We start from the raw sequence: 15,194 nt of genomic DNA, 5'->3' as shown, positions 1-15,194 counted from the left end.
TATTGAGCCTAACGGCCACCAACCTTGACCAAGGTCACCCCGTCCCCCGCCGCAACAGGAAAGGCATTAAGACTGCCTGAGTAGTCACTTTTGGAGACTTGGACTACCAGGAGGCACAGTGAGAGCCAAATCCGCCATGAGCACCGACCAAGCCGGAGTAATAGCCAAATGCCGCAAAATGAATTATCGAATGTCGATTTTGGCAATACTGGTTTTTGACAGCCTGACGGCACCGGTTTCGGGGCGGGATCACGAAATCGACCAGAGTCGTCGATAAAAGATCACTTTTCTGCTTTCGGGCCATCGCCAATCACAGTCATTGCCATTAAATTAGCCCCCTAAGTGTTATCAGGAGGTATGGAATGTGAAAAAGTTACGCCACTGTACCCTCTTCCAATTGACGGTTTTTATTGAGGTGTATGAGCGTCTCAATGCCAAAGAGTCGGCCCAGAGTTTGGCCACAACCCCCGCCGCCATCAGCCGCGGCCTCAACGCCTTACGAGATGCCCTTGGTGACCCGCTGTTTATCCGCCGCCAAGCCGGGTTTGAACGAAGCCAGGTCGCCGAGCAGCTCTATCCGGTGCTCAAGCGGATGCAGCAGCTGTACCAAAACAGCCCTTACCCGCTCCGCCAGTCAGAACCATTGCACAAGCTCAGCTTGTTCAGCCTGGAGCTGTTTTGCCACCTGTACAATGGCAGCGGCATCGCGCCATTGGCCGAGCAGCTGGGCATCACCACCTCCAAACTCAATCGTAACCTGAAGACACTGAGACTGGTGTTTGATGACCCGCTGTTAACCCGGCAGTCTGGAGGCATGCAGCCCACAGAGGTTGGCCACGACCTCTACCCAATGCTGCGGCAACTGGTCATGCTGTGTGAAGAAGCCTGTGATACCGGCGATGCGCTACAGGATGGGAGTTCGGTAAGCCTGGCCATCACCACGGTGCCGCAACTGGCCATGTCACTGCCACTGGCATTGCAGAGCGCCGCCGAGCGGCACCAGGTCAAGCTGACTCTGAAAATGGATTACTGGAACCGGGACGCCATCAACCGCCTGAGCGGCAATGACGTGGATGCGGTGATCGCCTTTGAACCGGCAAACAGGGAGGGGATCCTGAGTAAAAAAGTCATTCAGATCCGATCCGGCTATCTGGTGGCCAGAGAAGGCCACCCAATTTGGGACCACCCTTGTCCAGACCAGCTGCTGAACTACCCACTGGTCAAGCTGGCTTCCCTGCCCTTCCCGGACAACCAGTCGCCGCTGGCCTGCTATGCCCGCTCTCAGGGAACCCATCTGGATGAACTTGCGACGGTACCGGATCTTGGCTGCGCCGCCCAACTGCTGCTCAACAGCCAGGGCTTTATCATCATCGGCATTCGCTCTGCCGTGGACTACCTGAAGCAATTTAAGGGGCTCAGGACTCAGAAGATGGGCTATCAGCAAGACAAGCAGGTGCTGGATCATTTTAGCCCACCCAGCACCTACCTATGGCTGAAACAGGACGCTCAAGGGAGGCTGGCCACTCCCCCCTGGCTGCAACGGTGCCTGGAAAACTATGTGCTGGAATCGCACCAATAATGGCTCGGCGCTGTGGCAGCCACGCAATAAAAAACCGACTCCGGAGAGTCGGTTTTTTTATGTCTGTGGAGCGGCTAACGGGAATCGAACCCGTCTCACAAGCTTGGGAAGCTTGGGTAATACCACTATACGATAGCCGCATCAGAGGCTTAGCTTATGCAATTCGATGGCCTGAACGCAACCACAACCACGCCAACCGCCGAAAAAAGCCCCGCATTGCGAGGCTAGGTTCAACACTGCATCGAAATGATTACTTCACCACTTCCATTTCAGCCAACAGGTTATCGGCACCGTCGAGGTACTTCATCACCCACAGCATGTAACGGCTGTCGACGTGGATGGAACGACTCAGTTCGTTGTTGTAACTCCAGTCGGCGGTGATGGATTCGTACACCCCATCAAACAGCAGCCCCACCAACTCACCACGGCCGTTCATGGTCGGGGAGCCGGAGTTGCCGCCAGTGGAATCCAGGTTGGACAGGAAGTTCACCGGCACGCTACCCAGAGATTCCTGCTTGTAAGGGCCGTAGACCTTATCCTTGATCAGCTGCAACTGCTTGGCAGAGGCATCGAACGGGGCCTCGTCGGTGGCCTTGGCCGCCAGGCCCTCCAGAGTGGTGAACGGCACCGCCACCAAGCCATCCTGTGGCGAGTACGGCACCACGCTACCAAAGGTCAAACGCAGGCTGGAGTTGGCATCGGCGTACACCGGCAGTCCCAGGCTCTCGTTGTAGGCGATGATCGCGCCCATGTAGTCGGGACGCACCTGCAGCAGCCGACCGGACAGATCCTTGGCCTGCTTTTCACGCTTCATTTTGGCGTCATAGGTCGCCACCGCGTAGCGAATGAAGGGGTCGTTGCTGGCCTGGAACTCTGCCGGCGTCTTGTTCAGCCACGCCAGACGGGTATCCACCTTGCCCAGATCGGTGGTGGCGTACATGGCGTCCAGTTTGCTGTCGAGCGCTTCGGCGTCAAACTTACCGGACAGGCCAAACACCCGATCCAGATCTTCCAGGTGCTCAGAAGCGGGCAATTGAGCATACTGGCCCAGTTGCAGCGCCAGAATCGCCTTATCCACCTCAACGTCGTAACGACGGTCGACCCGCTGCATGGCGGCCTCGATGCCGTCCCAGTCGCGCTCCTGATAGCCAGGCTCGCGCTCCAGATCCGGCTTCTGCTTCTCCTGAGACAAACGGTACAGGCGGGCAGCAATGCTGGTCATCTGGTTGTAACGCAGGTAACCAAGAATAATGTCACGATCCAGGTGAGCGTGATCCTCTTCGATCAAGGCGTTGAGCTGATTAATCACATCGCCATACTGCTTGGCCCGCTTGCTGTCGCTGTTGATCCAGTCCAGTAGCGCCTTCTCTTCACCCTGCTTCTTGGCCAGGATGCCGGTCTTGGCGTAGCCTTCGATCATTGACTGGAAGTTCTTGGCATAGTTGGCCAGGCTGGCCAGGGTGCTCTCATACTTGATCCGTGCATCACTGCCATCGGCAGAGGTGGACTTGATCAGATCGATGATCGCTTCCCGAGCCACCTTAGACTTGGGGTAAATGGCTTCGAAGTAGGTCTGAACCTCTTCGGCGGTGCGATAACGGTTGGTGCGCCCCGGATAACCGGCCACCATCACGAAATCGCCGTTCTCGACACCCTTGGCGGAAACCTTCAGGAACCGCTCCGGCTGGAACGGCACGTTGTCTTCACTGTAATCCGCCGGACGACCGTCTTTACCAACATAGGCACGGAAGAATGAGAAATCGCCGGTATGGCGGGGCCACATCCAGTTATCGATGTCGCCACCGTACTTACCCACGGACATGGAAGGGGTGTACACCAGGCGCACGTCGCGAATCTCCAGCTCCTTGATCAGGAAGTACTGGGCACCACGGTGAAAGTTATACACGTCACAGCGGTAATCCTTGCTCACCTCACACTCGGCAACCAGCGCCTTGGTGTTGGTTTCGATGGTGCTGTAATACGCCTCGCCATTATCGGCGCCCTGGGTACCGGCCAGTACCTTGTCGGTCACGTCCACCATCGACTCAGTCGCCCAGATTTTGTAACCGGGAACTGGCTCTTTCTCTTCCGCCTTGGTCTTGGCCAGGAAGCCATTCTCCAGGATGTTGTCTTCCGGAGTGGAGTGGTACTGAATGGCACCGTAACCACAGTGGTGGTTGGTGACCACCAGGCCATCGGGAGAAACAAAAGAGGCGGTACAGCCACCAAAGTTGATGATGGCGTTCATTGGGAAGGCGCCCAAATCCGACATGGTCTTGGCGTCAATTTCCAGGCCCATCTCCGTCAGCTTGTCTTCCAGAGCGGGAATTTGATAAGGCTGCCACATCCCTTCATCGGCCATCGCCGTCAGGGGCAATACGACCATGGCCGCAGTTAACCAAGATTTCATCGTTATGATCCTTTTCAGACTCCGTCTCTGAGGAAAGGTGAGCGGAGATTCCTTAGGGGGTTTAGAAAAGCCGCCCTGAAAAGGCGGCTGTTCTATGTTCAAAGTCACTGTATCACAAGCCAGCGAAGGGCATAACCTCACCGTAACATCATGATGCAATTTCGCCGTCAGGCTGTTCATCTGGCAAGGTTTTTGTGACTAACGTCCTGGTATCGGGCGCCGTCAGGCCAGTTGCGCCGCCACAATCACTGCCCCCAGTACGGTCACCAACGCCAGCGCCGGCTTGCCCCCTCTCACCTGATAGCCACCCTGGCCGGGCTGACGCAGCTTGATGGCCATCGCCACCGGCAGGAACACGATCAGCACCGCCAGTGGAATCGCCGCAAACCCCAACACCGCGATGAACCCTTCCGGCATCGCCAGGGCCAGGGTCAGTGGCGGCACAAAGGTGATCAACCAGGTACTGACTTTGCCATTGCGACGGCCACGCAGTTCCGCCAGATACTCAAACAAACTCAAGGTCACGCCGATGAAAGAGGTCACCAGCGCCAGATCCGCAAACAGGGTTACCAGGGTGCCGACCCGACCGGAGCCGGTGATCTGAGTCATGGCCGTCACCAGGTTGGCCAGGCTGTCACCCTCGGCCAGGGTTTGCAGTTGCGACACGCCCATCGGACCGAACACCGACAACAACCACAGGCTGTAGCACAGCAGCGGCAGCGCACTGCCCAGCAGGAATGCTTTTCGAAGTTGGCCGACATCGCCATTGAGGTACTTCACCAACGGCGGAATGCAGACATGGAAACCGAACGAGGTGAAGATCAGTGGCAGCGCCGCAATCAGGTAGTGACTGTTGCCCAGGGTGGCCTGCAGATTCAGGGCCAGGTTCGCCGGCTCACTCTGAGGCAGCAGCATCGCCACCAGAATCAGCAGCGCCACCATCTTCAGACTGAACAGGCCACGGGTTAACAGATCCACATATTTAACCCCAAAGGCGGCCACCAATCCCAAAGTACAGGCAAAGATCAAGGTCGCCGGGGTACTGTCCAGCGGCAGTGACAACAGAGATTGTGCTTTCAGCGTCACCAGTGAGGCGCCGCCGGTCAGGTAGGCAGCCGTTAAGGCGTACAGCAGAGCCAGGAAGCTGGCGGAGCAGATCAGCTGTCCCCAGGGCCCCAGCGCTTTGCCGGCCATACCGTGGAAATTCAGGCCGCAGCCCACCCTAAGGTTGGCTTCGGTCAGCAACAGCGCGGTGTAGCCAGACAGTCCCCAGATCAGAACCATCAGTGCCATGGCAGGCCAGAATCCGATGTGGGATACGGCGATGGGTAGCGCCAACATACCGGCGCCAATACTGGTGCCAGCAACGATCAGTGTTGCGCCTAAAAGCTTGCTATTCAAAATGGTCTTCCCGGTGTAAAAATTTGAAGTTACAACGGGTCAGGGAGAAAAGAGGAAGGACTGCGTCAGGTTGCACACACCACCTTGCCAATTGAATCCCGACCCGGTTGGTGTCGGTTCAATTAGCCCCAATGGCGTGGTTAGCGATCTATGTTACCGCTCTCCATGCCATTGAGGCTGGCAAAATCGAGCGATAAAAGTGATGGTTAATGACATCATCTCTACCTGAAAGCAAATGGCGGGTCTCCCGCAACCCAAGAAGACTAACAGCGTCCACCTTGGCGAAACAAGAGACCCGGCTCACATTTTTCCAGCTTCAGGGTGACAGGGATTGCTCCCCCCTAAGCGGTTACTCGCCTCGCACCGCGTCGATGGCCTGGGCCACCCGTCGGCCGTAGTCGGCATCGGCATCGGCAAACTGCGCCAGCATTCTTTGCTGCACCGGTGCAGTCACCTGAGACAAGGTGGCGGCAATGGTGTCGGCCAGGGACTGACGCTGAGCGTCGCTCATCAGACGGTACAGGTTGCCGGCCTGCTCGACGTTTTCCTCCTCGAAACGGTCAAAACGGTCCAGGTTGCCGTCCACCGCCAGCGGCGGCTCGGCATACTGCGGCTGTTGCTCCGGCCCCTGCTGAGTATTGGGACCGTAATTCACGCCGGACTCCTGCTGGGCACCGTGGTAAGGGCAACCGCCACCGGCCATCGCACCGCCGCGCTGGTAATGGTTCGGCTGAGCCGCATGGGGACAGTTCACCGGCAACTGGTTGTAGTTACCGCCGATGCGATAGCGCTGAGCATCGGCGTAGGCAAACAGACGCGCCTGCAGCATCTTGTCCGGTGATGCGCCGACTCCGGGCACCAGGTTAGAGGGAGCGAAGGCCGCCTGCTCAATCTCATTGAAGTAGTTTTGCGGATTGCGGTTCAGCTCCAGCACTCCGGCTTCAATCAGCGGGTAATCGCTGTGAGGCCAGACCTTGGTCAAATCAAACGGGTTGATGCCATAGCTGTCGGCGTCCTTCTCCGGCATGATCTGCAGATACAGCGTCCACTTGGGCGCCTGCCCATCGGCAATGGCCCCGTACAGATCCCGCTGGGCATGATCCGGGTCAATGCCCTTTAGTTTATCCGCTTCGGCATTGGAGAGGTTTTTGATTCCCTGCTGGGTCTTGAAGTGGAACTTCACCCAGAACCGCTCCCCCTGTTTGTTCCACAGGGAAAAGGTGTGAGAACCGTAGCCATTCATATGGCGATAATTCAGTGGAATACCACGGTCTGACATCAAGATGGTGACCTGATGCAGCGCCTCCGGATTCAGCGACCAAAAGTCCCACATCGCCTGGGGGTCTTTGAGGTTGGTAATGGGGTTGCGTTTCTGGGTGTGAATAAAGTCCGGAAACTTGATGCCGTCTCGCAGGAAAAATACCGGAGTATTGTTACCAACGATGTCATGGTTACCGTTTTCAGTATAGAAACGCACCGCAAAACCTCGAGGGTCCCGCTCGGCATCGGCACTGCCAGCTTCACCGCCAACGGTGGAGAAACGCACCACCACCTCGGTCTGTTTGCCCACCTCATTGAAGTGCTCCGCCAGGGTGTAACGGGACAGATCCTGGGTCAAAGTAAAGGTGCCATAGGCGCCACTGCCCTTGGCGTGAACCACCCGCTCAGGGATCCGCTCACGGTTGAAATGCGCCAATTTTTCAATTAAGTGCCAATCCTGAAGGCCAACCGGGCCACGTCGTCCTGCTGTCAGGCTGTTTTGGTCATCGGCGATGGGTGCGCCGTTTTGTGCGGTCAGATGCTGTGTCATGGTGTTGCTCCTTTGCGCCATAGCGCCATTCAATCCACTCATAGAGGCCGTGCCACATAACCCCCTCCTCAATCGTTAAAATCAATTATGGATGCCATTCCTAAAATATAAAAATGATTAGATTGGATATTGGTGTTCGTTTTTATCGATTACAAAAAAACAATCCAGCTGTGACAAAAACGCGTATCAACCGGTCTACTCTGAGTGATGAGCACAAAAAACGGAGATCCATCATGAAAACGTTACTGTTTACTCTGGTTACCCTGTTCTTCAGCTCCACAGCACTGGCCACCGGCGGCGGTGGCGGCGGTAACCCAGGTCCGGCAGCCGGGGTCAATATCTCGGCCTCACACTGTTTTGACGCCAACGCCAAACGCATCAAAGGCAGCGCCACCATGAAGAAAGAGCGTCGCTGTCCGGTCACCGGCGTGAATCAGATCGACCTGCTCAACTACAACAACTTCTATGGCAACAAGCCTAAGAATGAAACCCTGAGCATGATCCAAAAACGCAAGAACTAGCGTACCCTGATCATCTGAGACATCGGTTAGGGAGAAGCCAATGCAGCTGGTGATGCTTCATGGGCTCTACATGCACCACACCATAATGCGTCCCCTCGCCGCCCTGATGCGTAATCAGGGTTGGCAGGTGGACGGTTTCAGTTACAACAGCCTGGCCATCGACCCGGACGTGCTGTTTCGGCGCCTGGACCGGCGACGGCGCCCCGGTCAGCCCATGTACCTGCTGGGGCACAGCCTCGGAGGCGTGCTGATTCGCCAGTACGCCGAGCAGCATCCGCTGCCCCCGGGCTCCCGCTTGGTTACCCTGGGGTCTCCTCATCAAGGTGCCACAGTGACCCGGCAACTGCAGAAGTGGAATCTGCTGGGACTGCTGGGCAATGCCCATGAGCACGGCCTGCTACCGACAGAACGGCGAGATTACAATGCCGACACGCCCTTGGGCAGTCTTGCCGGAGACGCTGGCATCGGCATGGGCAAGCTGTTGGCTAACCTCAGTAACACCCCCAATGACGGCACCGTCACCGTCGATGAGACTCGAATCGACGGCATGAGTGATCACATTGTGCTACCGGTTAGCCACACCAGCATGCTGCTGTCCGCCGAGGTCGCCAGACAAACCCATCTCTTTCTGAGTCATGGTCATTTTCAGCATCAACCTGTTGAACAATAACCCCAATCCATCACAACTTACCGAATCATTGTCATTGCTGTGCTTAGTCACAGTCCCGGATCACAGTCTGTGAATCAGGTACAAAAATCGCCAGTTTCCGGACTTTTCTTACCTATTTTGAACCGGGGTTCAGCATTACTTTCACAGGTGCACAACTTATTGCGCTTCGGGCGCTCTCCCATGCCCAGGCGCCGACTGTGTCACCTACTACAGGGAAATGATGATGATGAAACTCCATGGGCCCAGTTTGCCCCTAAAAACCCTCAGCGCTGCCATGTTACTCAGCCTGCTAAGCGCATGTGGCAGTGACGACAACAATGGCAGCGATCCCGCCATGCCTGACAATACGCCTCCAGTTGCCAACCCGGTAGACGCCAATGCCACCATGGGCAGCAACAGCCTGATCGATGCCCTGGCCAACGACACCGATGCCGACGGCGATAGCCTGACTTTGGAGGCGGTCACCCTGTTCGACGGCCGCGGTGTGGCATCCATCAAGGACAACAAAATCTTGTTTGAACCGCTGGAAGTGGGGACCACCATCCTCAACTACAGCATCTCCGACGGCAACGGTGGCCAGGCCGCCTCCACGGTCACCATTTCGGTCTCCGCCCAGGCGCTCAGCTATGTGGGCACCGAGGCCTGCCTATCCTGCCATAACGATAAGAAATCCTACCTGGAAACCGGCCACAACTTTAAGTTGACCAAGGTTGAAGGCGATCAGGAACCCGTCTACCCATTCACTTCGATTTCAGGGGCGTTGGAGCAAATCGATACCAACAACACACTGGGTAATCCAACCAGTTGGGCGGACATCAGCTACGTCATCGGCGGCTACAAGACCGGTGCCATGTTTATCGATAACAATGGCTACATCATGACCGGCGACAAAACCGGTGCCGGCCTGGCCCCCAAAGGTGGTCAGGTTCCTTATATGTGGCCTTGGAACCCCGCAGACGCTCCAGATTCTCACCCCTATGACTACTGCGGCCGTTGTCACACCACCGGCTGGAAAGACTACACCGAAGGCAGTGGCGATCACCGCAACCTGAACCGCCAGGACGACATGCCAGGCATGGGCGGCACCTTTGCCCTGACTGGGGTCCAATGTGAGGCCTGCCACGGTGCCGGTCTGGCTCACATCACGAGTCCGTCCAAGCACAACATCGTCAAGCTTGCCGAGCCCCGCACTGTCGACGACTACCAGGCACAGGACATGGGCTTCGGCCAGGCCATCGCCTGTAACGAGTGCCATGTGACCGATGACACCGTGAGACGCTATCCAGACTATGTGACTCCTAACAACCAAATTTTCGGTGGCGACACTCAAGGTGGACGCTTGAAAGTGATGACCAGTTTCGGCCCTGAAGGCCGCCGGGATGGCCGTGGCGGCCGTCATGCGGGCACAACCCTGATTGGGGTTGACCCGGACACCGGTGAAGCCATGGGCAAGAAGCAGGGCTTTACCTGCGCGACCTGTCATAACCCCCACCAGTCTGAGCACAATCAGGACCAACCAGGCCACGAAAACGCCATGGTGCGCGAATGTAACGATTGTCACACCAAGGAGTTTGCCAACGCTCCAGGCAGTGACATCGCCGCCGCCGCCCACGAGTTCACCGCCAAGTGTACCGATTGCCATATGCCCAGCGAATCCCATCTGTTCAAGATCGATCTTGACGGTGCCAAGGACGATCCACGGCACTTCTCGGCAGACGGCGACTACATGAAGCCATGGCTTCGTGCCTATGACAGCTGCTCCGGTTGTCACGAGGATGACTATGATGAACGTGCCACTCGCATAGGCAAGATTCACCAGTAACCCCTGCCAGCCAGCGACAGCGCGTCGCTGGCTGATTTTTACCGCTTTTGGCACTTCCCCTCAAACCTGTCATCATTACACCAACAACAGTCACCGGAGTTCTTGTGGACAGCAGCGCCCCTATTCCCAACATCTGCTACCGTGCACCTTCTCAGGAAGAGTCTGGCATCGAAGTGCTGGATCTTGAACGCTTCCGAGACCGGCTCAACGACTACAGTTTCAACCCCTACCAACCGCACCGCGTCAGCTATTTTTGCTTCCTGTTCATCGATGAGGGCGAGGGAGAACACCTGATCGACTTTCATCGCTACCCCTATCGATCCGGCAGCGTCATTTTCGTCAATCCCAATCAAGTACATGCCTTCGATAGCGCCGATCGCCCCAAAGGAAAGATGATCAACATCACCACCGCCTTTTTCTCCGACAGTGCCTCCAATATTCGCACCTCGTACTTCGCCCCCTTTCACCAGAGCATGGCCGCATCACCGGTACTGTCCCTGAGCGACGACCTGAAAGACAGCTGCAAGGCGCTACTAACGGAAGTCAGAAAGGCCCAGCATGAGGGCGCCGATGATGACGTGGTCGTACAACTGCTGATCTCTTCGCTGTTGATCAAACTGGGTCGACGACGACAAAGCCACCTAAGCCACCTCAGTGAACATCAGAAGGAGCGATTCGACCTGTTTCTAACTTTGGTGGAGCAGTGCTTCCCCGAAGCCAGGGAGGCCAGTCACTATGCCGACCTGATGCACACCAGTTACAAGACGTTGAGTCAATTATGCAAAACATGCTGTGGCCGCACCGCCAAACAACTGATCGACTTTCGCACCATTCTGGAGATAAAGCGCAAGCTGGTCATGGATGGGTTATCTTCCCAGGAGATCGCGTCGGACCTTAGCTTCGAAGACACCAGTTACATGAACAAGTATTTCAAACGCCTGACTGGCCAGACCCCGGCGGCCTTTAAGCGGGACAACGAATGCTGAAGAACCGTTAAGGCCAATCAGCGCTTAACGCCATCACTAGGCAATTACTTGATATTGATACAGAAAAAATCTAGAGCCCTACTCCCCAATTCTTCTGGGCGCAGTCACACTTTCGACAGCAAGGTACGGTAACGGCAACTTTTCAGCCTTTACTGACCTGTTTCATCGGCAGCTCCAGCCACTATTTTCCCCGGTGCAAAACCTGGTGCACCCGCTCCCTTGGAGCCGGGCGCACCACTGTGTTAGCTACTGAAAGGAAATAATGATGATGAAACCCAATACGCTCAATGCGCCGATGAAAACGCTGGCAGCCACTGCCCTGCTCAGCCTGCTGACCGCCTGCGGCAGCGACAGCGACAACAACTCGGTTGCACCGCCTCCTCCGCAGAAGAACGCGGCCCCGATAGCCACTGCCGACACCGCCGAGGCCACCGTTGGCAGCCAGGTGATCATCGACGTCCTGGCCAACGACAGTGATGCCGATGGCGATCCCCTGACCCTGGACCGGGTTGACCTGGTAACGGGAAACGGCAGAGTCTCCATTGAGGACAACAAACTTCTGTTTGAACCGGAAAAAACCGGCGAGGCCAAGTTGGCCTACGAGATTAGCGATGGCCGGGGCGGTGAGGCGAGATCCACCGTCACCGTCACAATCGCAACCGAGCCAGCGGAGCAACTGAGTTATGTGGGCACCCAGACCTGCCTGAGCTGTCACAACGACAAAGAAAGCTTCCTGACATCCGGCCCCCCCTTTAAGTTGGCTAAGGTGGTCGATGGCCAGATGCCCGAGTACCCCTTCACCAACATCGCCGGCGCCTTGGAGATGATAGATGGCGTGATCAACCCGGGTGGTGCTCCCACCAGCTATGAAGAGGTTGCTTACGTGATTGGTGGCTACAAGCAAGCAGTTCAGTGGGTGGGTCTGGATGGCTACATAATCACTGGTGAAAAGGTGATCGGCAAGCTCGACGGAGATGGCTATATCTCTGATATATGGTCATTTGGAGAAAACCTGGGCCCCGAAGTCAGACCCTATCACTGTGGTCGTTGCCATACCACCGGCTGGAAGGACTTCACCTCCGCGGAGGGGGACAATAGAAACAACCATCACCAGGATGGCCTGGAGGGTATTCTGGGGACCTTCGACCAGACCGGCGTCCAGTGTGAATCCTGTCACGGTGCGGGCAGCGACCACATCAAATCCCCATCCAGCAACAACATAACCCGCCTGGCCGAACCTCGTACCGCGGCGGATATGAAGGCCGAGGACCAGGCCTTCGGCCAAGCGGTTGCCTGTGCCGAATGCCATACTAAAAAAGGCGATAAGACCTACCCAGAATATCTAACCCATTACACCGAAAAGTTTGGCGGTTACGCCGTCGGAGGCCTGATCCCTAAAGGCACAGCGGGCCTGGGGGGGCTTGGAGGTCGTATCGCTGGTGATGCGATTATGGGCTATAACCCGGATACCGGCGTGGCCGAAGGCAAGAAGCAAAACATGCACTGCAGTACCTGCCACGAAAGCCATATGTCTACCCACTTCAGGGACAAACCCGGCCACGAAGGCGGCTTGAAAAGAGAGTGTACCGATTGTCACCAGATGGAGTTTGCCAACGCCGAGGGAGGGAATGGCATGGCCGCTATGATTCACAGCAGCACAGATTGCAGAAACTGTCATATGCCCTCCCGGTCACATCTGTTCAAGATCGATATCTCTGCCCCCTCTGACGATAGCTACCACTACTCAGAGGACGGCGTTTACAGCCAGCCGTGGCTGCGACCTTCCGACGCCTGTCAAGGCTGTCATGCCGAAGACTACGACGCTAGAGCCGCTCAGATAGGCAAGATCCACAAGTAACGTCCACCAGCGGGTAACCGAAAGCCTAAAGCCGGCACCGAACTGATGCCGGCTTTGTTGTTTCCCCATGGCCGTGTTGGACAGCCTCGGTCCCCCCGACACGGGGCAAAAGACCGCCTCGAACCCCGGCTTTGATGCCCCCCATTCGAATGACTATTTTTAAACACGCGCCCGGCAGGCACTCTTTTGACGCTCAAAGAGGCGTTTTTAAGATCCATGTCACCGTTTCCAGATGGCGGCGATCACATTCCCGTCGCACGGTACTTTAACGGCAATTTTCAGGCCTGTTTCGACCTGTTTCAATGCCGAGTTCACCATTACTTTTACATGGACACGGCCTGGTTCGCAGCGGCGATAAGCCAAGCGTGCCGCCCTGTTACCTACTGTAGGGAAATAATGATGAACCCATTGCGGCCAATGCACCGATAAAGACGCTAACGGCCGCTAAAGTAAAACGAGTACACCTCTAAGGTACTCAGTTTTAAGAAGTGTCAGCGGTTTAAGCTGACACCTCTTTTTTCAACACCAATCCTCAATGCCTAAACCCAGCCAGTTGAGCTGCCTCCCTTGAGAAGCCTGATAGATGGATAAAATCGACAACATTCCCCAAATCACCTACGACAGCCCTCAGCTTCGTAAGGCTGGTATGGACATACTGGATCTGGAAACCTTTGTTCAGGATATCTGTGATCAGGGCGCCAACCCTTACCAACCTCATCGGGTCAGCCATTTCTGCCTCATTTTTGTCGAGCAGGGCGAGGGGCAACACCCTATCGATTTTCACTCCTACCCTTATGAATCTGGCTGCGTGATATTTCTTAATAAATACCAAATCCATACCTTCAACAGGGACAACAAAATCAAAGGCACGCTGGTACTAATGACCCGGGAGTTCTTCGCCGCTGGCGCCGCCAACATCCGCACCTCCTATTTTGTACCAGCGCATCAAACCCTGAGCGCCTTTCCGATATTGCCTCTCTCTGACGACCTCAACGAAAGCACCAGGGCGATGCTGAGCGAGATGACACGCGCGATCAAGGAAGGGCCGGACAGCGGCGTCATCGTACAGTTGCTGCTGTCAGCCATGTTGCTGAAGTTGACCAAGCTGCGGCAGGGCCACCTGGCCCACCTCAGTGAACAGCAGAAGGCGCGTTACGGAGAATTCCTGCGCTTGGTGGATGAGCAGTTCACCGAGGTCCGCGAGGCGAGCCAATACGCCCAGATGATGCACAGCAGTTACAAATATCTGAACCAACTCTGTAAAACCTGCTGCGGACACACCGCCAAACAGTTGATCGATTTTCGCATCATCCTCGAGATTAAGCGCAAACTGACCATGGACGGTCTCTCGGTTCAGGACACCGCCTTTGAAGTAGGGTTTGAAGACATCACCCATTTTATTAAGTACTTCAAACGCCACACAGGCAAAACCCCGGCGGCCTTTAAGCGAGAGCAAGGGGATTGAGGCTCAGCTGGCCTCCTCCGCTTCATGGCGATAGAGCTTCACCAGGTAGTAGATATCAATCACCACAATAAAGGCATTCACCAACATTACCGGGTAGGCACCGATGGCCCAGCCATAAAGAACAAACAGCGCCGCTCCCAACAGATTCCACCAGCGTAGCTTTTTAATGTCTGCCATCATCAGCGACACCGCGACCACGATGGAGGCCGCGTACCCTACCCACTCCCAAATCCAGTGCAATTCCATGGCTTATCCCCTATCGAAGTCCTGCCTTCATTGTAGTGGCAATGAGGCTCAAGTCAGCCACCATTGCACATCATCCCTCCTGATCCGGCCCACCAGCCCCATTTACCCCCACACTACGGCCTCGGTTCGCCCTGGGTCACAGATCCAAAGCCTACCCCGATCACACTCCCTTCACCCGGTATGTTAACGGCAATTTTCAGACCGTTGCCGACCTGTTTCCCAGGCGACTCCAGCAGTATTTTTCCTCCTGTACAAGGCTACTCACCACGGTTCCAGCTCGAACCGCTTGAGAACCCCGGCACCGTCACCACTGAAAACAGCAAGGCGCAGTCCAAGCCCGAACCGGTCGATGGCGCCAGACTGAGTTAGCAGAGTCACGATAGTCGGGGTGGTGAGGCTGCCAGAAACAGAACTTCGAGGAGCGAG

Annotated in this window: 11 protein-coding genes and 1 tRNA gene; 7 read left to right on the top strand and 5 right to left on the bottom strand. The window is 56.1% G+C overall.

Annotated elements, in window-relative coordinates; genetic code table 11:
- Positions 1 to 364: 364 nt before the first annotated feature.
- Positions 365 to 1,579, top strand: coding sequence for a LysR family transcriptional regulator (locus tag J8Z22_RS02965; RefSeq protein ID WP_252008700.1), 1,215 nt, complete (start codon positions 365 to 367; stop codon positions 1,577 to 1,579).
- Positions 1,580 to 1,645: 66 nt separating this feature from the next.
- Here J8Z22_RS02965 and J8Z22_RS02960 read toward each other — a convergent pair.
- The 4 genes from J8Z22_RS02960 to J8Z22_RS02945 form a co-directional block, all read right to left on the bottom strand.
- Positions 1,646 to 1,719 (bottom strand) — tRNA-Gly (locus J8Z22_RS02960).
- A gap of 110 nt (positions 1,720 to 1,829) precedes the next feature.
- A complete protein-coding gene (locus J8Z22_RS02955) occupies positions 1,830 to 3,989 on the bottom strand; it encodes a S46 family peptidase (protein ID WP_252008698.1) in 2,160 nt (719 codons plus the stop codon).
- A gap of 222 nt (positions 3,990 to 4,211) precedes the next feature.
- Positions 4,212 to 5,390 (bottom strand): amino acid permease, encoded by a 1,179-nt coding sequence (locus tag J8Z22_RS02950; RefSeq protein ID WP_252008697.1) that lies wholly within the window; start codon positions 5,388 to 5,390, stop codon positions 4,212 to 4,214.
- A gap of 349 nt (positions 5,391 to 5,739) precedes the next feature.
- Positions 5,740 to 7,221 (bottom strand): catalase, encoded by a 1,482-nt coding sequence (locus tag J8Z22_RS02945; protein ID WP_305881812.1) that lies wholly within the window; start codon positions 7,219 to 7,221, stop codon positions 5,740 to 5,742.
- Between the two features lie 212 nt (positions 7,222 to 7,433).
- Here J8Z22_RS02945 and J8Z22_RS02940 point away from each other — a divergent pair, with 212 nt between their 5' ends.
- From J8Z22_RS02940 to J8Z22_RS02915, 6 genes are all read left to right on the top strand, one after another.
- Complete coding sequence (locus J8Z22_RS02940) at positions 7,434 to 7,721, top strand: hypothetical protein (RefSeq protein WP_028114231.1); 288 nt, start codon at positions 7,434 to 7,436, stop codon at positions 7,719 to 7,721.
- 40 nt (positions 7,722 to 7,761) lie between these two features.
- A complete protein-coding gene (locus tag J8Z22_RS02935) occupies positions 7,762 to 8,391 on the top strand; it encodes a triacylglycerol lipase (RefSeq protein ID WP_252008693.1) in 630 nt (209 codons plus the stop codon).
- Positions 8,392 to 8,614: 223 nt separating this feature from the next.
- Positions 8,615 to 10,213 (top strand): Ig-like domain-containing protein, encoded by a 1,599-nt coding sequence (locus tag J8Z22_RS02930; protein WP_252008691.1) that lies wholly within the window; start codon positions 8,615 to 8,617, stop codon positions 10,211 to 10,213.
- 104 nt (positions 10,214 to 10,317) lie between these two features.
- On the top strand, positions 10,318 to 11,199 hold the full coding sequence (locus J8Z22_RS02925; RefSeq protein ID WP_252008690.1) for a helix-turn-helix transcriptional regulator: 882 nt from the start codon (positions 10,318 to 10,320) through the stop codon (positions 11,197 to 11,199).
- Between the two features lie 262 nt (positions 11,200 to 11,461).
- Entirely contained in the window at positions 11,462 to 13,057 is a 1,596-nt protein-coding gene (locus tag J8Z22_RS02920) for an Ig-like domain-containing protein (protein WP_252008687.1), read from the top strand.
- Positions 13,058 to 13,640: 583 nt separating this feature from the next.
- Complete coding sequence (locus J8Z22_RS02915) at positions 13,641 to 14,522, top strand: AraC family transcriptional regulator (RefSeq protein WP_028114236.1); 882 nt, start codon at positions 13,641 to 13,643, stop codon at positions 14,520 to 14,522.
- Between the two features lie 3 nt (positions 14,523 to 14,525).
- Here J8Z22_RS02915 and J8Z22_RS02910 read toward each other — a convergent pair whose 3' ends face one another.
- The gene (locus tag J8Z22_RS02910) at positions 14,526 to 14,768 is read right to left on the bottom strand and encodes a YgjV family protein (RefSeq protein WP_028114237.1); all 243 of its coding nucleotides are present in this window, start codon (positions 14,766 to 14,768) and stop codon (positions 14,526 to 14,528) included.
- Positions 14,769 to 15,194 lie beyond the last annotated feature (426 nt).

It is taken from the genome of Ferrimonas sp. SCSIO 43195, assembly GCF_023716685.1.
GTDB lineage: Bacteria > Pseudomonadota > Gammaproteobacteria > Enterobacterales > Shewanellaceae > Ferrimonas > Ferrimonas kyonanensis.
Note: the sequence above shows the minus strand (reverse complement) of the source record. Positions and strands in the feature narration are given on the sequence as shown.